Source organism: Bacillus sp. z14 (2026) (assembly GCF_058313575.1).
Window position 1 is genome coordinate 109853 of sequence record NZ_JBZFQK010000001.1, and the last position, 25603, is coordinate 135455.

At 35.1% G+C, this 25603-nt stretch carries 23 protein-coding genes; 1 reads left to right on the plus strand and 22 read right to left on the minus strand.

From position 1 onward, the window contains the following. Positions 1 to 20 precede the first annotated feature (20 nt). From AC4G3O_RS00540 to AC4G3O_RS00570, 7 genes are all read right to left on the minus strand, one after another. Positions 21 to 1295 (minus strand): hypothetical protein, encoded by a 1275-nt coding sequence (locus AC4G3O_RS00540; RefSeq protein ID WP_491135639.1) that lies wholly within the window; start codon positions 1293 to 1295, stop codon positions 21 to 23. Between the two features lie 61 nt (positions 1296 to 1356). Further along, entirely contained in the window at positions 1357 to 2916 is a 1560-nt protein-coding gene (locus AC4G3O_RS00545; protein ID WP_491135640.1) for a hypothetical protein, read from the minus strand. Beyond that, positions 2906 to 3910: an ATP-binding protein gene (locus tag AC4G3O_RS00550; protein ID WP_491135641.1), complete on the minus strand. Its 1005-nt coding sequence runs from the start codon at positions 3908 to 3910 to the stop codon at positions 2906 to 2908. Before AC4G3O_RS00550 ends, AC4G3O_RS00545 begins: the two co-directional genes overlap by 11 nt. Positions 3911 to 3922: 12 nt before the next feature. After that, complete coding sequence (locus AC4G3O_RS00555) at positions 3923 to 5947, minus strand: TnsB C-terminal domain-containing protein (RefSeq protein WP_491135642.1); 2025 nt, start codon at positions 5945 to 5947, stop codon at positions 3923 to 3925. After that, a complete protein-coding gene (locus AC4G3O_RS00560) occupies positions 5940 to 6599 on the minus strand; it encodes a Tn7 transposase TnsA N-terminal domain-containing protein (protein ID WP_491135643.1) in 660 nt (219 codons plus the stop codon). The genes AC4G3O_RS00555 and AC4G3O_RS00560 overlap by 8 nt, the downstream gene beginning before the upstream one ends. A gap of 601 nt (positions 6600 to 7200) precedes the next feature. Continuing rightward, a complete protein-coding gene (locus AC4G3O_RS00565; protein ID WP_491135644.1) occupies positions 7201 to 7398 on the minus strand; it encodes a hypothetical protein in 198 nt (65 codons plus the stop codon). Between the two features lie 163 nt (positions 7399 to 7561). Then, positions 7562 to 7858, minus strand: coding sequence for a hypothetical protein (locus AC4G3O_RS00570; protein ID WP_491135645.1), 297 nt, complete (start codon positions 7856 to 7858; stop codon positions 7562 to 7564). A gap of 202 nt (positions 7859 to 8060) precedes the next feature. Between AC4G3O_RS00570 and AC4G3O_RS00575 the strand changes: the two genes are divergently transcribed. Further along, positions 8061 to 8798, plus strand: coding sequence for a hypothetical protein (locus tag AC4G3O_RS00575; protein WP_491135646.1), 738 nt, complete (start codon positions 8061 to 8063; stop codon positions 8796 to 8798). Positions 8799 to 8967: 169 nt separating this feature from the next. On the opposite strand, the gene AC4G3O_RS00580 is transcribed toward AC4G3O_RS00575, so the two are convergent. The 15 genes from AC4G3O_RS00580 to AC4G3O_RS00650 all read right to left on the minus strand — a co-directional run bounded on the left by AC4G3O_RS00580 (position 8968) and on the right by AC4G3O_RS00650 (position 25268). After that, a complete protein-coding gene (locus AC4G3O_RS00580; protein WP_491135647.1) occupies positions 8968 to 9729 on the minus strand; it encodes a phospholipase D-like domain-containing protein in 762 nt (253 codons plus the stop codon). A gap of 22 nt (positions 9730 to 9751) precedes the next feature. After that, positions 9752 to 11017: a HEPN domain-containing protein gene (locus AC4G3O_RS00585; RefSeq protein ID WP_491135648.1), complete on the minus strand. Its 1266-nt coding sequence runs from the start codon at positions 11015 to 11017 to the stop codon at positions 9752 to 9754. Positions 11018 to 11652: 635 nt separating this feature from the next. Beyond that, a complete protein-coding gene (locus AC4G3O_RS00590; RefSeq protein WP_491135649.1) occupies positions 11653 to 11964 on the minus strand; it encodes a hypothetical protein in 312 nt (103 codons plus the stop codon). Positions 11965 to 12115: 151 nt separating this feature from the next. Beyond that, positions 12116 to 12697, minus strand: coding sequence for a hypothetical protein (locus AC4G3O_RS00595; protein WP_491135650.1), 582 nt, complete (start codon positions 12695 to 12697; stop codon positions 12116 to 12118). 770 nt (positions 12698 to 13467) lie between these two features. After that, entirely contained in the window at positions 13468 to 13659 is a 192-nt protein-coding gene (locus tag AC4G3O_RS00600) for a hypothetical protein (protein ID WP_066103809.1), read from the minus strand. A 35-nt stretch (positions 13660 to 13694) separates the two neighbouring features. After that, positions 13695 to 14141 carry a YaiI/YqxD family protein gene (locus AC4G3O_RS00605; RefSeq protein ID WP_491135651.1) on the minus strand — a complete coding sequence of 149 codons (447 nt, stop codon included), beginning with the start codon at positions 14139 to 14141 and terminating at the stop codon, positions 13695 to 13697. Positions 14142 to 14459: 318 nt separating this feature from the next. Then, on the minus strand, positions 14460 to 14876 hold the full coding sequence (locus AC4G3O_RS00610) for a Zn-ribbon domain-containing OB-fold protein (protein ID WP_066103806.1): 417 nt from the start codon (positions 14874 to 14876) through the stop codon (positions 14460 to 14462). Between the two features lie 12 nt (positions 14877 to 14888). Continuing rightward, positions 14889 to 16049: a thiolase C-terminal domain-containing protein gene (locus AC4G3O_RS00615; protein WP_066103804.1), complete on the minus strand. Its 1161-nt coding sequence runs from the start codon at positions 16047 to 16049 to the stop codon at positions 14889 to 14891. 26 nt (positions 16050 to 16075) lie between these two features. After that, entirely contained in the window at positions 16076 to 16495 is a 420-nt protein-coding gene (locus AC4G3O_RS00620; protein WP_491135652.1) for a MaoC/PaaZ C-terminal domain-containing protein, read from the minus strand. A 20-nt stretch (positions 16496 to 16515) separates the two neighbouring features. Beyond that, on the minus strand, positions 16516 to 16956 hold the full coding sequence (locus tag AC4G3O_RS00625) for a MaoC family dehydratase N-terminal domain-containing protein (protein WP_140461460.1): 441 nt from the start codon (positions 16954 to 16956) through the stop codon (positions 16516 to 16518). 285 nt (positions 16957 to 17241) lie between these two features. Next, complete coding sequence (locus tag AC4G3O_RS00630; RefSeq protein ID WP_491135653.1) at positions 17242 to 18987, minus strand: class I adenylate-forming enzyme family protein; 1746 nt, start codon at positions 18985 to 18987, stop codon at positions 17242 to 17244. Between the two features lie 73 nt (positions 18988 to 19060). After that, positions 19061 to 20530 carry an aldehyde dehydrogenase family protein gene (locus AC4G3O_RS00635; protein ID WP_491135654.1) on the minus strand — a complete coding sequence of 490 codons (1470 nt, stop codon included), beginning with the start codon at positions 20528 to 20530 and terminating at the stop codon, positions 19061 to 19063. A 46-nt stretch (positions 20531 to 20576) separates the two neighbouring features. After that, on the minus strand, positions 20577 to 21713 hold the full coding sequence (locus AC4G3O_RS00640) for an acyl-CoA dehydrogenase family protein (protein WP_148629721.1): 1137 nt from the start codon (positions 21711 to 21713) through the stop codon (positions 20577 to 20579). A gap of 21 nt (positions 21714 to 21734) precedes the next feature. Beyond that, entirely contained in the window at positions 21735 to 22925 is a 1191-nt protein-coding gene (locus tag AC4G3O_RS00645) for an acyl-CoA dehydrogenase family protein (RefSeq protein WP_491135655.1), read from the minus strand. A 270-nt stretch (positions 22926 to 23195) separates the two neighbouring features. Continuing rightward, a complete protein-coding gene (locus AC4G3O_RS00650; RefSeq protein WP_491135656.1) occupies positions 23196 to 25268 on the minus strand; it encodes a helix-turn-helix domain-containing protein in 2073 nt (690 codons plus the stop codon). Between the last annotated feature and the right edge of the window lie 335 nt (positions 25269 to 25603).

Here is a 25603-nt window from a genome sequence, read left to right on the forward strand (position 1 = left end):
AATGTAAATTATATTTTCTCTTATAATTTTTTAAAACATAAAATATAGCCCTTTTCTCTTTTTTGCAATATAAATAAAACTGTAATATGGACATCTTGGAGTTGATTAAGAACGGAGAAGAGACTTTGATCAAATGTTTCATTCAAATAATTATGTATTATATAAAATCGCTCTAACAACATTAATGATATATATTTATTAATAATTAAAATAGCCAATTGATGATTCATAGGCAAATTTACCGACAAAAAATGATATAGGGATTCTAATATTTCAATGTCATTCTCTAATTTGAATACTAGAAAGTCAGAAATATCTTTCTTTTTTTGTTTTGAATTATCTACCAAAGAAGCAGAATTTAATCCATCAACTGTCATTCTCCATACTATATAAGAAAGAGCATGCGTACAAATGGATTTAATGGGTTTATTCTTTATATAGTCTCTAATACAATTTTTATGTTCTGTGCATATTTTCTGCCTTATATACCGCGCTAGGGATTTATATGTGGAATTGGTAGAACTGTAAACTTCTTGATAACTTTCTTTGGTGAAATAGTTAGAACTTGCTTTATTTTTTTGTTTATATGCTGTGTAATTAGTATGAAGTGAACTTACTATAAGATTTATAAAATTCACATTAATTTTAGAGCTATGAAAATAAATTGGATCGACAAAAATATTCGTATCTGTCATGTGTAAATATTCATTCAATTCACTATTATACTTACTTGTAAATGTAGCGTTTTTATCCCAATTTATATAATCACTAAAAGTTTGCTCCTTATTAAGTAAATTATATTCACAATTGCAATGGAAAGATTGGTTATTAAAAATAGCAAACGGAATCCTTCTTTTACAATATGGACATTTTTCGATAAGTTTTAAGTTATGAAATGGACAATTGTCTATTAATAAAAATTGGTGTATAACGCTATGGTACCTTAGATGGAAACACTTGTTACAATAACGCAAATGGCTAGAAAAATATAAGCGCTGCCTATTGAAACTAATATTTAGCGGTCTTATTAAATCTTGTATAACATTATTGGTTTGTTGGATTATCGGATAATTCAAAATATTAGTTACTTTCTGTTCATCTAATACATCTAAATTAAGCAAAAAATATTTTGTGCCGGAATATTTTTTTTCGTTTGCGGTTTGCTTTTTATAGAACAAATCATAAATATCTTCTTTTCCTACATTGTTCGCAAATTTAAATTTTTCAAAGATTGAAAACGGTGATTCATATGGATAAATCCATTGTTTGTTCCAGCAATAATTTGATTGATTCACTACAGTATAAACTCCTTTAAAGATTTATTACTGTAGTAGCCAAATTTGAGAAATAATATACTTAAAATACATTATCCAATGGATTTGGTATTTTATATTTACGCTTATGATCTAACTTAGAAGGGGTTGGACAAAAATCAATGGAGTTTAATAACTTAAGGGATTGACTTACATATAAGTGGATACTTTTCTGATGTGTAGTTTTTGATATAACATACTTTAGTTCAGGGAAACTGTGGTTAAAAAACAGTTCATCTTGATGAAATGATCTATTTTGAATATAAGGTGTATATGCTACCTTTAAACATCTATAAAAATCCTCTATTATCTCTCCTTCTAGACATTTTAAAACAATCCATCTCTGTTCGATACGATTTTCTTCGTATTCTTCTATTCCATTTATAAAGTTTTGTCTACTCCATGAATCGAGTATTAAATTGATTATATTACTTCTTAACATACTGTTACTTTTGTGCCTAGTAAACGGGTTATCACGTGAGTTATCAACATCATGAGTGGCTATATAATCTTGGTTTATGACTCTCCAAAGCGCATATGCATAGGCAACGGGACAAATGTTATTTTGATGAATGGTATCAACATTTATTTCTTTGAAATTTCTAGTTAAATACGGAAGACAACCTTTGTGGTTTTTAAGCATGGTTTTCCTTATTCTTCTAGCTATTGAATTAAATAAAATATGCGCTTCTCTATTTATTTCTTCATCAAAATCACTAAATTGTTTAATAGCGTATTGAAATCTTATATCACCTTGTATTTTTAATCTTTTTAGTTTATTTTGTTCGGGTGTTTTTAAACGAGGAATGTTCTTGTTACTGTGTCGTACATAAAAATTATTTTGGCAAGTTCCTGTGGTTAAATGATTATGGATTGAAATCAGATCAGATAATGAATACGGAAATTTATCTTCACTCATTTTTTTATTCCTTGCAGTATCTTCTGAGAACATATAATTTTTGAAATTAAACTGGGGAATAGCTAGCCATCTTTTTACATTAGTATCTTTTATATCTGAAACGTTGTATCTTCTCCAATCATGTTTAAAAAGTTCAGTTTGAAGAAAATCATAAGAACAGTAACAAGTAAAAGGGCTTTGTTTCCCCTTCGTCTCTAATAAGTATTTTAATTGTTGCTTGCAATTAGGACATGAATTTTCTAGGGGTATGTTATGCACCGGACAGTCATGGATAAATTTGAATTGATTTAGAATACTATGATATCCATCTTTGATGCAAACCGGGCAATACCATACGTATTCTTTAAAAAAATTCATATTAGCGCTATCATTAGACTTAATAATCATTTGAATGTTATCTCTATTTTGTTTTACTATGTCTAAATCAAGAGCAACCTTTATAAAATCTTTTTCGAGATTTTCTAACTTATATAACTCCCTATAAATATCCGTCGAGATATACCGTAAATTTTTAACATAATCATTTCCAAAATGCATTAATAAATCATTAGATGTAATACTATTCATGTATTTAAATTTTTCAAATATACTCCATGGAGATTCAAAATCTGAAATCCAGCGATTTTTCCAAGTGTATATAACTTTCTTGGATTGCGCCTTTGTAAAAGAGATTCTATTCTTCATAATTATTAATCCCCTGGAAAATTAAATATCCGGATTGTTCGATCGCCTCTTTCCAATGATTTATATTTAACCATTCCAAGTTTTCTCCATTGGTGCCGTATTTTCTGAAAAGAAAATTAATGATGGTAGTTATATGGTACATGGGTATTTCTGGATTCTTCCTTTTGCCAGCTTCCCGGTGGTATTTAATAAACAGATTCCATAATTGGTCTGAAAAATGTTCAATCCTGTTTCCAAGTGTGTAGCCTTTTGGAAAAAAATATCTTGTGTAACTCCAACCACTATTTTGAGGATAGTCTGTAGCGTAATCATATCCTGCAAGCATGTAATTTAAAGAATCTGCGCTATTTATGCCTTTAAATTTATATTTGTGTATCATGAATCTTCCTATTATTTGTTTCATGTTAACATCTTTATAGGTCAACTGAACATTTCGAAGTTCATCTTGTCCTATTAATAAAGATGTCAAAGTAATACTATAGCGGTCTAATTCATTAAAAATGTCCATTAACCAATCATATTCAATGTCTTGCAGTCGCTGGGAATCATCTAAAAATAACACAATTTGTTTCCTTCGTGACGATTCCCCCTTTTCTAATAGAAATTTATATAACCTATCCCTTTTTGCATTAGCTTTTCCCTTATCAAATAACCCATGTCCAACATCTCTAAGTAAAAACTCAAAAAAAGTGTTTTCATTTGGTCTTTGGAATTTTTGGCAATTGAACCTGAAAGTACAGAATTCATCCGGATATTCGGCTTTAAAAAATCTTATTAGATATTCGATAGCGTTACTTTTCCCCATACGCGGGTTGCCATGTATAATAGCTCCAGGCAACCTATTATCTATCCACTGTAACAATATATTTTTTAACTCATTTATTTCTACAGTATCAAGAAGATAAATTCCCTGTTCGATAGGATGCTGTCCAACAGGAATATCAGGAGGTATAATTTCTAAGGATTTAAAATCAATTATTGGTTCTTCATTCATATCTACACATCCCTAACTATTAAAAGTTCTCCTACTATCATGATTGATGAAGCTTGTACGTTTTTTTATTGGGATAACTTCATTTACTTTACTTGAATCTTCATCTATACCGACATCTTCTTTAAGGCTTGGATAATTATCAAGTGTGGGTTCTATAAGCTCTGTTAATTCAGTCACATTCTCTTCATGGTTAATGACTGTGGCATCTTGCTCAACGCTTAGAGAAACGAGAGAATTACGAGCATTTTTATTGGTTTTTGATTTAGACTTTAAATGTTCGAAATAAATTTCTATTGGATCATCTTGGTTTGTAAATTGAATTAATCCTTTGCGTTTTAGCTTATTAATTTGTTTTCTTACTGCTAATGAATGTTTTCTGAACCCCCATTTACCTTTAGCTTTTAAAATGCCTAACTCATCACCAGTTGGTAAAAAAGCACGGACATATCGCAAGTCTTCACTATTCACAATAATTTTTAATTTACTCCTAATTAATTGCCAACTATTCGAAAGTAATTCACTTCTGTAATCTACGCCCATATAATGTATAAAAGGTTTCCTTCCAAGCTTTATATTCCCTTGGACTGTTACTTCTACTGTTAACGAGAGTAGATTAATTTCTTCTCTCATTTCTTCTGGCAATAATCTTGGTAGCATACTTTTAGTTAGTACTCTTTGTTTCATGACTTCTATAGGACTCAAGTAATTTGTGCCACTTTGTGGTGTCCCGTTTCTCGTGGCAATCAGAACTTCAACTATCTCTCTAATTTCTTCAACAGTAATCTTATAATCAATAGCTGCTTTCTCCGGATTTTTTCTTCGGGGATCCTTAGGGTTACTTCCTGTAGTGTTAGGTAACCTGTGAAACCCATTATCCTCTAGTATATCGAAGAATTTTTCAATAATAGGTCTTCTAGTGGGGGTACCGACAGGTCCAGTGTTTACACTGCAGCCGATAGTTTTCTTTAATTTTTCTTTAACCTTGTATGCTAGATTGGCTTTGGCATTATCAAATGCCATCTCATCCCATACAGCATACTGAGTTTCAGGAATAATAGAAGAGACAAACCCTCCTTCATTTGGATACCGTAAATTATTTATAGTAAATTGCATAGGTTTCCAAGGTATAATGGCATTACGTATACAAACAAGTACATCTTGAGCAGAATATTCTTTGCTTAAACAAAGATGATAACCTAAAATTGCTCTTGTGGCAGTATCAATAATTGTAAGAATCCATATTCTACTTAACGTATCTACTATTACATCACCTTCAGGTGTTTCATATTCGATTACAAAGATTGCGTCTATTTTATGCCCGTCAAATTCAACTCGTTTATAGGGTCTTTCGTTAAAGGTGTTTTGCTCACCACTTCCGGTATTATATAATAATTTAGAAGCATCATCTCCATATCTTTCCGCTATAATTTTTGAATTCTCTGCTTGTAATTGTTTTACGTATCGATATAGAGCTCTTTTCCCCATATCTTCTGTGTTAAAAGGATAATCACCATTAGCAGGGTCAATCCCCAATCCTTTACATAAAGCAATAAATTTTCTATGAAGATATTTCACTCGTACTATTGGCTCATTCAAATCTCTCTTTTTTCGCTTCAGATAATAATTATCGATGAGCTCTTTTAAATCCGGATACTTATTTAGCAGATTTGTAAATGCGCCTGATAATTTTATTTGTTCTCCAATTTTATTAAATCCATTTATGGCTGCTTTTCTTTCATATGGTTTAATTCTTATATATGGAATTAAAGCTCTATAGCCATAAATTTCACCTTGTTCATTAAATTCTAAGCAATTTTTTATAAACCGATTAAGTTGTTGTTTAGTTATTTTTGTTTGTTCGCTTATTTCCTTTATACTCAATTTCCCATCAAGGTATAAATCAACTGCTTTTTTTCTTTTAAAGTATATGTCCCTATGGTTTTCCGTTAAACTATCAACCAATACAGTTGGCCATTTATCTCGTTCTAGGTGTATTGGATCAATTGAAGGATCTTCATAAATTCTTTTTTTACCCATTGATCCATACCACCGTTTTATTCCCAATAGATACTTTATCTATATTTGACTTTACCTTCCCGCTATAAATTAAATAAAACAAAATTTCTTTAAGGGACTGTTTTGACATATTTTGATTTTCGTATAAGTGCTCAAAGGTTGCTTTACCCTCGTTTTTTAATTCCTTTAAGATTTTATAGGTCTCCGTTTCTGCTGGTTTCTTGTATCTTAGATACGGTAATATTGTTTTCATGTTTTCAAGGAATATTTGATTTCCCCTAATATCTTTTTCTGTCTTAATGGAGTATTTATACTTATTTGCCAAACACCATTCTCGCTGTATACTTGTTTGTCTATATACTTTATTGAACCTCTTACTTGTTGGCTTTAAGTCGTCTGCATATTTAATTTCTATAAACTCTTCGATTCCGTCAACATATTTCACCCACATATCAAATATTGAAGCGGATTCCTTTCCTGCAAATGTACCGTATATCTTCTTGGGTTGCTCACAAAAATATTTTATTTTGGGATTTGTCTCTACGAGTACCCAATGATCGTATTCTAAATCACTATAAAAATTAACGTCTCTATTCAACTTAATGCTATAAGCATCCCAAAAATTGCTTCCGAAGTGGCTTCTTCCTTTAACCGGGATTGGAGTTTGATACATATAAATATTACCTCCAATAAAGATTGATATATTGAATAATAGTTCGTCATAAAGTTTGTCAAATCCTTTGGTGAATTTAGACGTTATTTTAGAAGTTCTGTATATTTGTGTTTTATTAAGGCAAACTTAATAAAAGTTTATCCATAATAAACAAAAATTAGAGGTTTTTATTAAAAATAGTTCAATAAAAAATAGCCCGGTTAAAGCCCAAGCTATTCTTTAGTCCATCCATATTCTTAATACTCTCCTTCTAACTCCACACCAAAGAGCCGGGCACCTCTCAAGCCCCGACTTCTTCATCTATATTTAATATAATATCGGCACAATACATTTTGCACTTCATTATTCAATGCAAATTTCGAATATTATCAAGTTACCTATTCATATTCAATCTTAGTCTAATAGGTGCTAAAGCAAGCATTACGCAACGAAGGACCCTATTAATATCGAATCTAGGCATTCGATGTTAAAAAGAGTCCTTATACGCCGGGCGATTAATCCGATTGGATAGTACTACATCAACTTGGGACTTGTGATTATCGTGATAACCCCTTGGTTAGGGTTATCAGCGATAAACCCTTGGTGGGTGAGGGTGCCCCCATTAGTCTGGCACCCTTTTTAAGATGAGTCTTAGGAGCTCACCACCCACCATACCAAAAATACCTACTAAGAGAATATTCCAGTATGAAGATAGCATGCTAAGGTTTAGTGCGAAATGCACCCCTATCACTCCAGTGCTCACTCCTAGAAGGAATAGTATAACTACCACAAGCCCAATTAATAATACTTTCTTTTTCATTTTAATCACCTCATTAGAATATACAGCGTTGCTGCAGCTAACGAGGTACTAATGCTACTCAGTCTTTAAATGGTGGCGTTCCAGGTCAACATCCCACGTTTCCTAGCCACTTTAATTATATCATCACAATTCTGATAATTATATATATTTTCCAAATTTAACCTTATTTTCTTGTTTTGTACTTATAATTAAATCCACGTTTGATAATCTTGTGTAGATCATCTTTTGCTATAGAACGGATTACGCCTGTCACATCTTGAGGAATTACATCACGCTTACTGATTTTAATTTTCCTTCGATTTAATTCATCAGCAACCCTCTGGGCGCTTCCTAAATAAGCATACTCTTTTAAGATTAGCTTTTCGATGGTATCAGCTTCATAATTCTCCACCAGATCGATATAGTTGTGTAACCATTTGATTTCTTCTTGAGCTTTGTCTACCGTGACAAATGTTCTCATTGTCAGCCCTCCTTGATGAAAGAATTCGACAATATATGCGTTTTCCCTTGTGTCTAAATTGTGTATTGTTTTTACGAAAAAGTGCAAATTTATCTTTTTGATGATAAATTAAATTATTAGTTGTTTTGACTAGGTTGAATGTGATAATAGATTTATTATCGGAATAAAAACAGATTTAGTTCAAATATAGGGAGTGAATAGGATGAAAAATCCTACTTATCATTGGGGCGATAAGGTCCAGTTTCGGTTTAATGGAAAAGATGAACCATTAGAGGGTATCATCGAGATAGTGGATGCAAACGGTACATTCGGACAGAATGAAGAACCGTCCTATGATATTGCTGTTCCGGAGCATGATAATTGCTTATACAAGCATATAAGAGAATCAGACATTCTTCAAAAACTGCCAGAGGAACCAGTAACGAGAGGCATCTTGCAATATGATTCACGAGATGATGTGTACAGCGTTCTATATAGCAGGGATGGATATGCTGCTTTAATAGATAATCCTCTATTCATGGAAATCCGGATTGTAGGCACCAGGGAATGGTTGGGAGCTTATATGGTGGATTTAAAATCATGGCTCGGGAAAGCTGTCGAAATCCGCAGTATGCCACCTTATTTAATGGTTTGGCACTTAGGATACGCCCATCAGGATGATACAGATATGATTTATGAAGTCTATTATGAAGATGCCAACGTGACCTTATATGAGGGCGGATTTGTCATGTGGAAGCCAGAGAATCTACTTTTAAGAGGTGGTAAACAACATGTAATGGCAGAATACTCCACGGAAAGAGTATTTCGTTGGGATGTCCGCGATGGAGTCATGCGTTTATGTTTAGGTAATGTTCATGCTCCGGCCAAAAAAACCCTAATATTAGCAGAAGAACATTTAAGAGTGCTTGCCGATAAAAATGGAAAAAGAAATGATAACTAAAGAAATGCCCAAAATTGGATGCTAGATCCTTTGGTATCTATAATCTATATAACGACTGGCAGAGCGCAAATTGAATGAATTAACCAAAAGAAGAAAAGAACTTTCCATGGCGGAGGTTCTTTTTTGGTTTTTACTGTATTCGATCTATCGCTATTTTTGATTTTATCTGTTAGGTATTGGCTATACAAAATATTTCTTTGAAATTCTCCGTATACTGTTCAGCTAAGTGTCTATCTACTGAAACAGTCAAATGTTCTTCATTCCTACTAGCTGTAGGTGTCCAATTAAATGAGCCATGTAAAACAATAGAATAATCAATAATACAGTACTTAGAATGTAATCGGTTATAATCGTTATGCCCCCACCTATTAACAACAATTGTTTCAAATTGATTCTTCAATTTAGGAATCATAGTTCTATTTGAGTCCTCATCTGAAATGAGAATACGGATATGAACTCCCTTTGTTTGTTGATTACACAACTCTTGGTACAGTGTTTCATCTGTAAACCACGCAACACTTATCCAAATTGAATGTTTAGCCATACGAATACTTTGAATAATTTCTTCACGAATTTTTGAGAAAGCTGCCAGATGAGATTGAACTTCTAATTCGTCTGGACTTGATATTTGCTTAGGGCGAATTATGATATCGTCTAACTCAAATGTATTATCTTCGGAATAACAGTCAACAATCAAAGATCCAAAGCTTTGCTGTAACGCACGTGCCTCTTTTAGTAATGGGATTTTCACACGGATAATTACATCCTCCAAATAATGATTATATTTACTAGCAAAGATTCCTTGACTTGATAGTTCTATCTCCGAATACATTAAAATAGTCAATAACTCATCGGCATCTTCGTAGTTTTCTGCATCGTACTTCAATGTCTCGACCATTGTTGAAAAGAGTTTTAATTCACGAGGTTTCATTCTTACAGCTCCTTTATTCTGATTAGATTTGTTTTGTTAATCTCTTTACTTCTGTAAAAAAATCCTTCGCCTTTTTCAAACAATCCTTACTTTCAATTTCTATTTTATTTGATAGATTATAATCGGCTATCCATCTATTTTGTTTAACTGTTTTAAAATCACCTAGAAAGCTTTTATTGATTAGCTGTTGATTTACAAGTCGAGAAAGCTTAAGTTCCAAATCTTTATGGTTCTCTTCAACATTTAAGTTTCTCCCTTTCCAAGCGCTTAGCAAATTATTTTTTTCAAGAAGGGCCTTTAATGCGTGCATCATTGAATAGTAGCTTCTGTTTATTGCTTGGTTATATAGTCTGTGATCATGCATAAGTTGAGCTGCTTTTAAATCATCCATAGCAGACGATATCTCGCCAATATAGTTTACTGTGGGTTTTATAAGATTTTGTTCTAAAGCTATCCTTTGTGAACTCGTATTTTTATGAAATGTTTCTGCTCCGCTAATTAGGGTGGTCTTTATCAGTTCTTTATCTTCTTCATTTATTTCTTTATTATCTAAAAAGGACATTACTATATCCGTTAACTCTTGTTCTTTTAGTCCTTGGAGATTAAAAAAGTTATCGAAAATAGGGATATATTTGATCTTCTCGTCAGGCTGTTTTATTTTCCATAGACCACATATAAATTTAATCCGTTTTGAAAATTCATATGTGAAAAATTCATTAAATGAATTATATAGACTCCTTTTGTCACCAAATAAATAAGCGATGAGTGTAAATAAATATGCGTTTCTAAGTGTATTCAATAAAGATTGTTTAACCTGATCTTCCTCTGAACTCCAAGCTCCTAAATTAATGTCAAGATTTCCAAAATCATATTGTTCAATAACTGGGATATATAAACTTTTGAATAAATCTACAGCAATATGATCCCATGTATCTTTTTTAAGATAGGGTATCCATTCCTCAATTAAGGTAAGATCATTCCCTTTCTCTTCTACTCCATTTGAGTTCAAAAAATAGTCATATTGACTCTCCTTAGGAGTAATTCTAGGTCGAGTTGTTTTATTTATAAAATACCCAAGAATAATTTCTATCTCATTATCAGTGAGTTGTTCCGCGTCGGCATATTTCTTTAAAAGGGTATACTCTTGGTCATCTTTGATACTTTTTAAATAAAGGAGATTTGCGCCACTAGGGAATTCAAAATTCTTCGTATGACCTCCTTCCCTATCTTCTATGATTACAGCGCCATAAGCAGGGAAAATAGCAGCATTAATATAAAAACCAGACACGGCATTACCTCCAACTTATTGATTTTATCTCAAAAAAAGGGGGAGCTTGCAATATTTAGTATAATATATAATTGTAATAAAGTGTGTTAATTGTTGATAATAAGGTAAAGATACGGTAATGTCGTGGTTGTTAATAATGCTGTTGAATTAGAGGTGTTTTATGGCCAAGCGTACTAGAGGATGGACTGAAGATAAGATATCCAGTTATATCAAAGAAGGCGGCGGTTCGGTAGAATTGAATAATTATAAGCCTTGTTTATTAGTTCAAAATAGATAACGAGGAAGAACGTTTATTATGCTGCTTTAATATAAAATCCTTTATTCAAAGAAATCCGGATTGTCGGCACCAGAGAACAGATGAGTAAAGGAACGTGTGGCAAAGTTCAACACAAAAAAATAACCGTTAGGTGTAGCTACCTACGGCTATTTTTTATGTTTTAAAAATAGCAAGAGTCTGGAAGAAATTCAAGCTAGTGATTATATAAACTCCAGACAAGAAAAATGTTTGTTCCATATTTATCCAACGACATAGCAAGAATACTTCCACTTCAAGACTTGGAGGGCTAAGTGGTGAGATGAATTGCCAGAGTTGTACCCTAGTAGAAAACAGAGTCGGTATTCCGGCTCTCCCGCCTCTACTCTCGTCCAAAACCTCGGGTTTCCACCGTTTCATGCGGCATTGTCTTCTCTAGACCACATTGTTTTGTCACTTTTTCCTTAGTATTTTGAATCAACACATCCAAGCTATTATCTCCATTTTTTTCTTTCTGGTTCAACAATGCAATATAAGCAGCTTGTAACGCTTTTGATAACAAGGCTGACGCATACATATTTTTCTCATTATTTGGGATATTTTTAGGTAGAAACTTGTAAATACTTTCTAACTCATACTCACCAAATGTATACTCTTTGATAATCTTTGCATACTGTTTTTTTGACAATTTCACCTTAGTCACCTCCAAAAAATAATTATTATATCCAGAATGGGAATCTAAACCCATAGTACCAGGTTAGAATTTCCCAATATTTCCTTATAATGTTCCGGATGGAGTATCTGGAACATCCTTCTCAATCTTCTTTGCAACTTTTGCAATCCGTTCATCTTTCAATCTTTGAAACAACCCCTTTATCGCCTTTTTCACTCAAACCTGTTCGTTCAACGGCTTCCATAATCTTTTCATTTAGTCCTACTGGCCCTCTTGTAATCTCTTCTTTACACTTCATAAGGAATCGGTCAAACTCCATATCCGTAAACTCATAAAACATCTGTTCTACAGCTTTCTTGTCCGCACTCTCTTTCCAAATATTGAAGATATCCTGCGTAAAGCCGGTAAACTCATGGTCACAATTCTGAACTAAATCCACCAATATGGTATCCGCATCCACTATCTGTCCCTCCGGCGTATTGTTGTGTAACTCTTCCACCTCTTCAATCATATCCGAAGTCCATTGCTCACCACGGGAAGTGTCTTTTTCCGCAACACCTGCCGACAATATCAATTCCGTCAAAACTTCACTAAGTCCTTTATCTTGTTCATACGCAAGCTTCTTTAATTGTTCATATACACTTGCCTCCAAATACATATTGTATTTTCCAATTTCATTTCCATTCACCTCTGCTGTTTCTTGTGTATGCACTGGATTATTTCCTATCATTTCTCCTGTTCTTTCATAACTCATATCAAATCCTCCTATTTTTTCTTTTTTCTGCTTTTTTCTTAAATATTGTGGATTCTTTCTTTGCTTTCGATAATACTTGAGTTCGCATCAATTCTTCCTGTTTTCACGTAATTTCCTTAATATTCACTTATAAATTCATTACATATTAAAGACAATAGTATCTTGTCAATAAAATAAAAAGGCAACAAATTTATGTCGTGATTTTAATGACACAAATTTGTTGCCTTTTTATTGGAATGGTATATTTGAGGGGTGAATTAACGACAACACTTTTGTGTCACTAGTCACCTAGGTATGTGACTAATGACATATACAAATCACCCTTTCTTCTTATTGTCCGTGTGGAGAAAACGATTTATAAGAAAAACAAGATCCAAAGTAGGATCTTGTTTCAGCTAGGAATAAAAAATGTGTAAATCTCTTTTTTATTAACTGAGAATAATACCTTTTCTGATTAAACCTATATCACTCACTCTTACTAAGTGATTAAATATGTTTCAAATAACAACTGTTTCTCCGCTAATTTCATCTTTACAATAAATATATTTCTTCCCAAACTCTTAAATACTTAAAGTTCGATCTTCCACAAACTGGCCCTTAAATGTAAAAATGGGTGCTATCCTTCTTAAGGGAAAGCGCCCGATTGCTGAATAACCTTTTCTATTGAACAGTAACCTTGTATTACCCAGCAACCTACTTTCATATTTTGGTTACTAACTTAATCCACTTATATCTTCAGCATTTTTTAAGTGTAAATAAGATATAAGGATCTACTTTTTGAGCTGATCAAGTGCTTGGTAAGCTGCCTGATACTTTCCTCCATCCGCAACTTCTGAATGGTACAAGGCCTTGATGGCATTGTTTTTTTCAAGACCATGCTCAGCCTTTAACTCTTTAAAGCGTGTATGCAGTTCTTTATTTCCCTTAATTAGTTGTTGCATTTGCGATTTTGAATACTTCAAAATATTTATCTCCTTTTTAAATCTCTGAGTTTAGCCTAATTTTTAACAGAAATAACCTGTTTAAAAAGATACCTAAATTGCTCCCGGTCTTCAGCTGTAAAAGGCTTTGGTCCTTTTGTTCGCTGTCCACCTTTTCTAGCCATTGCACTTAAATAACGTGTTTGTAATAATTGGTCAATATTTTCATTTGTATATCTAAAACCTTTATGGTGGAGGACGATAATTCCTTTTGCTAAACCTAGTGATGCAAGACCATAATCTTGCGTAACGATAATATCTCCTTTTTCCACTAACTTCACAATTCGAAAATCTGCAGCATCTGCTCCAGAATCAACATAAATGGTTTTCACTCCTGATGGCTGTTCTGCATTAGAAAAATGAGAAAAGCTTGTAACAAGGATAACCTGTATTTCAAAATCGCTTGCTTCAGAAATAATAATATCTTTCACTGGACAAGCATCTGCATCCACATAAATTTTCATCTTTCCCCTCTCATTTAGAAGTTCGACTTACTATTTAACTTAATCTTTTTCAACTATAAAAGGGACTGATGACTTTTGTTTAAAAATAACAAAGAGTTCTTCCTTTTGCTGTTTTTTTATATCCTTATATTATACTTTATAGAATTGTGTTCAAATTGCCAACAAAAGATACCTTAGAACTAAATACTTGATTAGAATGTCACTGTTTAGCTACTAATATATCCCAGATTTAAACAATAATTTTATTATAGTAAGAAACACAAAAACCATAACTCTTTGCTGCCAAAGAATCATGGTTTCAGTCTAACAATTTATTATTTACCTCAATTTCCACTGAGGAAGAGCTCGTTCCTCGTTGATATCCTGCCAAAACATTTGGACGTCCATGCCAATCTTTACTTCGTCAGGATTACAGTTTAAAACATTACCTGTTATTTTAATTTCAGGCAGTCCTTCTAGTTCGACCTGAGCAATAACAGTCGGCAGATCGTCCTGGAAACCAGGCAGAAATGGTCGATAGGAAATGATATAGGAATAAATAGTTCCGTAGACTTCGTTACCGAATGAGTCCCAACTCAGTTTAGGACTGCCGCATTTTGAGCAGGCTGGACCAGGAGGATGTTGATATTTATGACAGGAATCACATTTCTGGATGGAAAGTTCATGTTTATCTGCCGAATCCCAGTAAGGCTTGTTATCCTGGTTTTTTAGTGGAATGGGTTTTTGATAGGCCATTTTATATCCCTCCTAATTTCTAAGAATCATAGCACCGGCTATATCTGGACCCGCCCAACCTGTACAGATTCCGATTTCACAATTCTCAACTTGACGATCAGTTCCTTTGTACTCGTGACGAATTTGCCTAACGATCTCAAGTACATTATTCATTCCATGAGTATAGCCTTCTGAAAGCATTCCCCCTGCTGTATTGGTAGGAAGGCTTCCTCCTATCCTCAAGTTTCCTGCAGCAACGAAATCCCCCACTTCTCCACGTGGAGCAAACCCAAAGGCTTCGAGCTGACGAAGCACAACCCAGCTAAAGCAGTCATATATGGAGGCTACTTGAATATCTGATGGCTGTACACCAGCTGATTTATATAATTGTGGAGCGACATAATCTGATGCTACCTGAGTCAAATCGGACCAATAGTGGGCATGTGGATGACATTCTCTTGCTGAAATTCCCATAATATAAACTGGTTTGGACTTACAATCTTTAGCCCTTTCAGCTGACGTAACAATGATCGCATTCGCTTCATCCAATTCAACACAGCAATCGTGTTTAGTAAATGGATAGCTAATGTATGGCGTTTCCATATATTCCTCCATTGTTAATGGATGTCCGTTTAGGAATGCTTTAGGGTTTCGTTGGGCATGTTCATAAAAATCTACACAAACATGGCCCAGATGTTCACGTGTAATCCCTGTTTCATACATATGCCTTGTAGCAAACATTCCAAACCACTGAGATGGACTTGCGGAACCATACGGAATAATGAAGCTTCCTCCATCAATTGCTTCCTGGATCATGTCAGGATCATATCCTCGTCCGACCTTTTTTCCGGAAGAACCATTCATAGATCTCCAAATTAATACGGTTTTTACTAAGCCTGCTTCTATTAATCCAACTGCATCTGCAATTAACATTTCAGTCGAGCTTCCGCCACCCATGACGTCATTAACATAACTGGGGCGTATCCCCAAATAAGTTGCCAGCTGGTGTGAAGAGCAGGAATCACCAGTACTATAGCTCATAACTCCATCAATTTCTTTAGCTTCAAGCCCAGCATCCTGCAATGCATTCCGTGCAGCTACTAAAGCCATATGGAGTGGTGTGGTTCCTGATTTTCTTGACCGTTCACTCTCTCCAATTCCTACAATGGCATAGCGATTGCTTATATCCCCCACATTAATGCCTCCTTTTCCTGTACAAGTTAACGAAATTTTAAAGTGGCTTTACCAGAACCAACAACTGATCCGGATTCCTTTTCAGCTATTAAATTCAAATCTGCCATTCTCAGGCCATCTTCCTCATAGATTTTTTCTACAGTTGAGGAACATGTTATTAAGTCACCTGGAATTGTCATCGCCCCAAATCGCATCTTAAACTGTTTAATTTCAGCTGTGGTGCCTGCAAGCTCCATAATGTATTGGCCTAAAAAGCCCATAATTAGCATTCCGTGAGCAATCACACCATTCATGCCAATCTTTTGCGCAAACTCATCGTCAGTATGTAGCGGGTTGAAATCGCCGGATGCACCGGCATATTTGACTAATTGAACCTTTGTAATGGGCGATTTTTTTAAGACAGGAAGCGCTTGTCCCGCTCTTAAATCCTGATATTGTATCTCCATCCATTTGACCCCCTATCTTTTCATAAAGCAGCTCGATAAATGATATTCATACGGCTGATGGCTACCATCTCTCCGCTCTCGTCTTTAAATTCGGTATCAAGGACAAGAAATTGCATTTTACCGCTGTTTCCGTCTTTTTCGTATAAATCCGCTACCTTGCTTTTACAAATGAGTCGATCACCCAGCCGAATTGAACGATAATAGATAAACTCCTGCTCTCCATGAAGCATCCGCTTTTCGTCTAGTTTTAGAGGAAGATGATTTCCTTCACTGCTTAAGGCAATTAAGAAGGTTGGAGGAGCAATAATTCCCTCATAAAATGTGTTTTTAGCGTATGCTTCGTCCGTATATAAAGGATTAGAATCTCCTATAGCATCCGCAAATTGACGAATATGTCGCTTTTCTACCTCAACTGAAAAAGTGCTTCCTTCTAAACCAATTATACTTTTATCAAGCTCCATAGCTTTGCCTCCCATTAATAGGCTTTATGTGTAAAAATGACGATTGTTTATGCAAATTTTAAGATAATATACAAGTAGCATCAATGTAGGTTTCAACATAAATATCCACATAGTCTTGTAATGTTCTACACTACAATAGTAGATAGCGTTACATGGACAAACCACATTGTGCTGTAGTTGAATGATAAAAGTTTATATTTATCTAACAAATTAATAACTACTCTATAGAATGATTCAATCTATAAAGTAGTCTTATAAATCTCCTGAAATAATAAAATGATTTATTTATATTGGGCTATTTATTGTCTTTAATTCTTTCTCACGCAGTATTCGTTTAAGAATTTTACCTGCTGGTGATACAGGAAATACTTCAACAATCTCCAATTCTCGTATTTTTGCATAGTGAACGACTTCCTGATTAACAAAATCGATAAGTTCTTCAACAGTTGCTGTTGCTCCCGGCTTGAGAATAACAAATGCCTTTGGGATTTCTCCCACACCTGCTGAAGGTTTGCCGATTACGGTGGCGTTGCTTACCGCAGGATGCTTAAATAGCGCATCCTCAAGCCTGCTTGGATAGACGTTATAACCTTTATAAATCAACATATCTTTTTTGCGGTCAACGATGGTGATGAATCCATCTTCGTCCAGCATTCCGATATCTCCTGTATGGAGCCAGCCATCTCTAAGCGCTTCATCTGTTTCGATGGGCTTATTATAATATCCCTTCATAATTTGTGGACCTTTTGCACATATTTCACCTGTGGATCCTACAGGTAATGGTTCGTCGCTGCTGCCATCTGCAGGGATGATTTTCACTTCTGTATCAAAAAGTGGATGTCCAACTGTTCCAATCTTTTGCAATCCAGACCACAACATAACAGTATTCGTGATCGTTGCTGTCGCTTCTGTTTGTCCATAGCCTTCTCCAATCTTGGCATTTGGGAATGTTTTTGCTAATAGTTTCATTTCCTCTTGTACTAATGGGGCGGAACCGGATCCGGCATTCTTTACAGATGAAAAATCATAATTATGTATGTCTGGATGACCGAATAAGCCATTCCACATAGCTGGAGAACCGCTCACATGTGTCACTTGATATTTTTCAATATATTCAAGAAATGTAGTCGGTTTAAAACGATCAATGAGAACGACAGTGTATCCTACTAACATTGGATATGCCATACAAGAATAAACACCGGAAATATGAAACAAAGGTGAAGGACTGAGTGAAATGGCTTCCTCTGTCAAACACGGATATTTAGCTAGGTATTTGTCAATATCTTTCTCCACTCGTACAACTTCAAGTCCATTATTGTCTGTAATTCTTGGCAATAATCCAGCCGTCCAGGCTGCCGTCTGCAGAAAACTGCTAATCAAATTAGAATGTGTAATCATAACACCTTTAGGTCTACCTGTTGTTCCACCCGTATACGCAATATGGACAAGATCATTTTTTGGATCAATACCTGGATCAAATTCCTCATCTACACCTGAAGTAATCAAATCCGCTAAGCTATACCAATCCGCTCCGTAATCCTTTACATCTACTGGATTACTATATGAAAACATTTCCTGGTCTCCAGTCACAATTACCTTCTTTAAATTTAAGTTTGCTTGCATACCTTGTATATCATTCACTGTTGATTCATGAGTGATAATAATTTCAGTATCCGAATCCTGAAGCTGAAACCGGACATCATCTTTTGGAAAATAAGGATTAATTGGTGAATATATAGCACCGGATAAAACAATTCCATAATAAGCAACAATATATTGAGGGCACGTTGGTAAATGAACTGAAATGACTGTACCTTTTTCTACGCCAAGCTTTTTTAATGAATAAGCAAACATAAGAGAATCACGGTAAACCTGTTCATAGCTAATATGAGTATCACGATAAATAAAAGCGGTTCGGTTCCCAAAACGGCTGGCGCTTCCTTTTAAAATCGCTCCTACCGGCAAATTAGGATAATCAATAGTCCTTGGCATATCTGGATCAAAAATTCGTTCATCTGACCAATTAAACATTTTTATCAACTCCAATTGGTATTAGAATAGGTAAGCATAACTTAATAGATGTCTACTTTAGTGGGATATATTTTTATCCAATTTCTATTACACATGCTTTTTCCCTGGTGTATTCTATAAACGAATCTGTGCCAAAACCACTGTCTTTAAATCCTCCAAAGGGTAAATCAATGCCAACCTGAGAATACGTATTCACCCATACATTTCCTGCATCTATCTTGCTTATTAATCGCTTTGCACGGGCTAGACCAGTCGTCCAGATTCCTGCTGCCAAACCAAAATCCGTATCATTAGCAATGGCTATAGCTTCTTCTTCTGTTTCAAATGGTATGACCACTGCTACGGGCCCAAAGATTTCTTCCTGGCATACACGATGACGGTGGTTATCCACCTTTATTAGTGTTGGCTCTACCCAATATCCGTTTTCTAACTCCTGATCTCCATGTAATAAGACATTACCGCCAGATTTCCCACCTGCAATAATTTCTCCTTCTTTTTCTCCAAGCTCTATATAGGAAGTCACTTTTTTATATTGTGATAGATTACCGATTGGGCCCATCGTTGTCTGCATATCTAACGTATTTCCAAGCTTCACGGATTCCATAGCCTGCTTGAATCCTTTTACAACTTCTTCAAAAATGGACTTCTGAATTAATATCCTGGATCCAGCCACACATATTTGTCCTGCGTTGCCGGTAAAAATGGAATAAGGCAATAATCTTTCCATTACTTTATCTAGGTCTGCATCCTCAAAAATAATATTTGGAGATTTACCGCCTAATTCAAAGATAAATGGTTTAGGATTATTTACAGTTGCCCTGGTAATTGCGCTTGCAGTAGCTTTAGAGCCAGTAAGACTGATTTTATTTATTTCCTTATTGCTTACTAAAGCATCACCGATTTCGGTTCCATATCCAGATAAGACATTTATGACACCTGGAGGTAAGATGGATGCCAAAATTTCTCCGTAGCGTAAGGAAGAAACTGACGCATGCTCAGAAGGTTTAATAATAACTGTATTGCCTGCTGCCAAAGCATAGGCGGCTTTCATGGTGAATGTAAATAGAGGGGCATTCCATGGTGTTATCCCTACTACCACTCCCAGAGGTTCACGATACGTATAACCAAACGTTGTTGGTCCCTTTGGAATGGTATCGCCTCTGCTTGCATAATTACAAAGCCCGGCTGCATCATACCAAATTTGTTTTAATGAAGTGATAAGCGTATAGCTTGTGTTGCTTATGACCCATCCATTGTCCTTTGTTTCCAGAGTTGCTAATTCTTCAGCATAATCAGTAAGTCGATCGCCGATTTGCCTTAATAATTCAGCACGTTGTAATGGTGGAAGTTCAGCCCAATTAGGAAATGCACCGCGGGCAGCTTGAATTGTATATTCTACGTCTTCTATCGTGCTTCTCGGTATCCTAGCCCAAGCAATACCTGTAGAGGGATTTATACTTTCAATAAATTCACCGGTTGTTGACGGAACTGCGTTACCGTTGATAATATTTTTATATTCTTTTAGTTCATGGATTACAGGCATACTTACTCATCCCTTCCTGTTTTTAAAGATGGTTTAGGCTGAAAATCTACCAATTAAGAGCTGTAGCTGCCTTTTCTCTATATAATCTTGAATTTCCCAGATATGTTTGATAGTATTGAGCTCTTTTTAAATACAGATGACAGTCAATTTCCTCTGTTACTCCTATGCCTCCATGAATCTGAATCCCATGTCCCGCTAAACGAAGATACGCTTCTGTAATAAATGCCCGAGCACTATTAACTGCCACTGCTGCATCTTCTGCCTTTTCATCCAAAGCCCAAACAGCGTAGTAACTTAACGATCTTGCCGTCTCCAAATCCAGTTTCATATCTGCAATTCGATGCTTTATCGCTTGAAAACGTCCGATTGGCTGGCCAAATTGAACACGGATTTTTGCATATTCGGCACACATTTCTACGATTTTATCCATGCCTCCAACCATCATTGAAGCAAGGGCGGCGTTCAGATATAAAAGTCCTTCCTCAATGGCGTCCTCACCTCTATTCAATTCACCTAGAATTCGAGAATTGGAAACGATTACATTTTTAAAGTTAACTTCTGTCAGATGACGAGTTTCATCCATTGATTGAAGTACTCGATAATCTACACCATCATCATTTCTATCTACAAGGACAAAAGAAATACCTTTTCCATCCGTTTCTGATTCAGAGCGAACTAGCACAAGATATGTATCTGCCAGATTGCCTTCAGGAACTAATGTTTTAGACCCGTTAAGAATCATCGTGTCTTCATCATATTTTGCTGTCATTTGAATATCATTCAGGTTAAAACTCTTTCCTGGCTCTAACCATGCAAGTGAAATGGTTCTTGAACCGTCTGCAATTCCTGGTAAGTATTTTTCTTTTTGTTCGGCTGTACCAAACTTTTCAATCATCGGTGCTGCAAATGCGACGGTTTCTAAATACAATCCTGGTAATAATGCACGTCCTAATTCTTCGAGTACAGGAACTTGATCAACTGTAGTTAATTCTGCGCCTCCATATTCTTCTTTCACGGTGATTCCCATACAGCCCAATTGTGCTAGACCCTTCCATGTCTTGGTGAGTAGCTTCATATTATTTTTCGCCATCTCCCGAGCAATCTTTGTTTGCCCTGCGCCATCTAAATATTTTCGGACCGATCCTCGAAACATTTCCTGTTCTTCACTTAAAGAAAAATCCATTTTTATTGCACCTCCGTTTCATTAACGTAAATCCTTAGGCAATCCCAATAATCTTTCACCAATCGTATTTCTCTGTACTTCGCTTGTACCTCCGCCAATCGTAACTCCAAAGGAAGATAAATATTCTAATTGCCAAAAAGGATTGGCCAGTGCATCTTCTTTCCATAAAACACCCTCATGACCCTGAATGGATACAGCAAACTCAAACAAATCCTTTGTTAATTCGCTGCTCATTAATTTATCCATCGAGCTTTCTGCACCAGGATAGCCTCTTTTCATAGAGGTAGTAATATTGCGATAATAGGTTAAAAGTACACCTCGACAGCGAGTATAGAGCTCAACCATTTTTTGTCGTGTAAACGGGTCTTTTATGAGCGGCTGGCCATTTTCCTTCAGTTCATTCGTTAACAACACTAAATCAGAAAATTGCTTCTCCAGAGTGAATATTTGTGCGCCAATTCCAGTTCGTTCATGGAGCATTAAATTAATCATTACCTTCCAGCCCTCATCAATTTCGCCAACAATTTCTTCATCATAAGCAACAGCATCATTGAAATAGACCTCATTAAAATCATGCTTTCCATTCATTTGAATAATGGGACGTACTTCAACACCTGGTTGTTTCATATCTACTAGAAATACTGTGATTCCTTTATGCTTCTTTTCTAAATTGGAGGTTCTCGCAAGTAGAAAACAACGGTCTGCCAAATGCCCATAACTCGTCCACACTTTTTGTCCATTGACAATCCATTTGTCGCCCTGTTTTACAGCACTCGTTTTCAATGCAGATAAGTCAGACCCGGCATTTGGTTCAGAATAACCCTGACACCATACTTCCTCAGCATTAAGTATTTTGGGGATAAATTTTTCTCTTTGCTCTTCCGTTCCAATATCCATTAATGTCGGTCCAACCATATGGATTCCAATATAATTAATAAGATGCGGAGCTCCTGCTCTAACCATTTCCTGATGATAGATGATCTCTTCTATAACCGAGGCACTTTGACCGCCATATTTTTCTGGCCAAGCGATGGCAACCCAACCGCCATCATTCATTTTCTTCTGCCAGTTCCTCAAAAATTGAGCTTGTTCTTCTTCGTTTTCTGGCAGATCTCGTTTACCTTCTATCCAACCCTCAGGTAGATTTTCCTCTAACCATATCCTTAATGTTCGACGGTATTCTTCCTCTTTTTTTGTAAAAGAAAAATCCATTTCATCATCCTCCTTCGGCAATCATCAAGCTCCTCAAACATAACAACTATAATTTGTATTTTAGTAACATAGATTTTTGAATACAATGTAGGTTTTCACATAATTTCTTTGTAATGAATTGAAGATTATATACTTGTTTTTGCTGGAGAAGGAGGTAATGTAGAAGAAAGTTATCTAAACAAAGAGAAGGCAATGCCTTCTCGTATATGAAAATATGAGGTTTTTATTTTAAATATCAATAATAACGATAAAAATTGTCGTACTTTGAGGCTAGGAAGCTTGGTTAAGTGATTTCTTAAGATAACAGGCTAGTTGAAGGCGTAAAATATCCTCTGCATCTTCAAACGAGATACCAAGACAATCTTCAATCTTCTTTAATCTTTGGTAAAGTGTATTGATATGGATATACAATTTATTAGCCGTTTGTGATGCAGAACGATTCAATTCAAAGTAAGTAATCATTGTTTCTTCGAGTTTGCTGGCTGAATGATGTGGTGTCTGTAAGGGTTCAAATACCTCCTGCAGGAAACGGTTTATTTCTTCTTTGTCTTGATTGAGAAATAGCCTGTTCAGTCCAATTTTGGAGTACTCTATGATATCAGGAACTTCCTTTGAAACAAGATATGAGAGGGCCATCTCCGCCTCATTATGAGATTTTGCTATTAGGGATAAATCGCTATAAGATGAACTGATACCTCCGCAGAGTAATCTGCCCTTTTCCTCCTCATTCCACATCACAATGGTTTGTTCTAAAATCTGCAGAATGTAAGGGTATGATTTGGGATCGGGAAGGCGGAAGAGTACGATTGCTTTATTATGGTCACCGAAAATAGTTTGAATATAAAAGGGTAATTCTTTTTTTACCTGAGCCACTAAACGATGTATATAGGTGTCTAGCACTTCCTCGTCCTGATTTCCTATATACTGAAGGATTACTGAAAAAAACTCCTCATCTTCCTTAATTCCTAATTCGGTTGCCTTTGACAATAATGTAGTGGAATCTTTGCTCTGCAGCAATTGATAATATAACTCTCGACGGTTTTTGTAATAAAACTCGACTAAATTCTTTTTCTTAACCAGTTCAAGTGCAAGGACAGAATATCCCTGTTCTAATGCGATATGGTCTAGCTGACTTAAGGGTTCCTTTATTTCGATAATAAGACAGCCAAGAATTAAATTTTCCGTACGGATTGGATATAGACAGTGAGACTCCTGCTCAGATGTAATCATTGTGTATGGCAAACCATCTTCCATGTTCGTAATCCTATGATAAAGTTTTTGATACGTATAAGAATAGGGCAGTTTTTTTCTTTCAGGTATACAGCTATTTTCGATTAGGTCTACAAATATTAATTTTTTCCCGATTATTCTGTTTAGCTCACGAATTACTTTTTTTGCCCCCATATTCTGTAAAGATAGATTTGTTAGTGTGGAATGGATGTCATCTCGTTTGAGAAGAAGCTGATTTTGATTTTTGATATCGGTGAACAACTTTGCATTTTTAAGTGCTACACCAATCTGAGAAGAAAAGCCTTGCATCAAGTGTAAATCTTGTTCTGTTAGACTCTTACTTGATTTAACCTGACCAAGGATCATAGCACACTCAATTTCGCCATCAACAGCTATTGGAGCTGAAATTAACGATTTGACATGCCGGGGAAAGTCGTAGGTAGAATCCCAGTACTGATTATTTTCTGGAGAAACAGTAGCCATCTTTAATAAAAGCTTAGAAGTATCCTTCACGAGCTCTGGAGTTCCATTCATGAACATTTGTCCAATAGATCCTTCTCCAATTTTATACTTCATTTTCCAAAGTCCATCCATAACATGGCCAACTGAAGTCTTACAAACTATACGATCTAATTGCCGGTCATATAACCACAAAGTACCTAAGTCAGCGGTTGGAATGACTTCCATCGTATTTTTTAATATCGCAGAAAATATTTCTTCAATATCTAACAAAGAAGTAGTCTGACAGATACTCTCTATGATTTTATCAATCTTATATCGGTTTGCATGTAAAGCATACTCACTGTATATCGGATAAAGAAAATAATACATTAAATCCATTTCTTTATCGTCAAACTTTGTTGATTCAGATAAGCAAACGGATACTATGTATTGATTAGGATATTTGAAATAAAGATATGTTTTATGTTCCTTAACTTCCTGAGTAGATATAAAATCCATTAAGTCTATATGCGCTGGCTCAAAAACACCTAAATGTTCCCCGCCCTCAATTAAAATAGAATCTGAAGTTTCAGGACTTGATAACCAAATTTGATACGGGCAATGAACACCTTTTTCCTTCAAAAATGCCTGCAAAACATTTTGGTTACTCATATTTCCTCCTCTGGATATAAATTATTTTTAAAAGATATTCACGTATTCTGTCATAGGTATGAATATATTGTCTGTCTACATTATAATATTAAATTTCCTAAAATGATTAATCAATCTTATTTATATCTGAAAATTCAGCAAAATTCTACAAATACTTATCGATAAAGCTATTTCTCATATGATAATGGCAAGTAACGTTAATTATGAAAAAGGTGATAAGTATACTATGTATATTTAATTACTATTCAGTCAGCTTTACAGGTTCTTTTACTCGAATAACAGCAAAAAATCTCACAGTACTTTGACTGAGAGATTTTTTTGAATTGCTGAGCAAC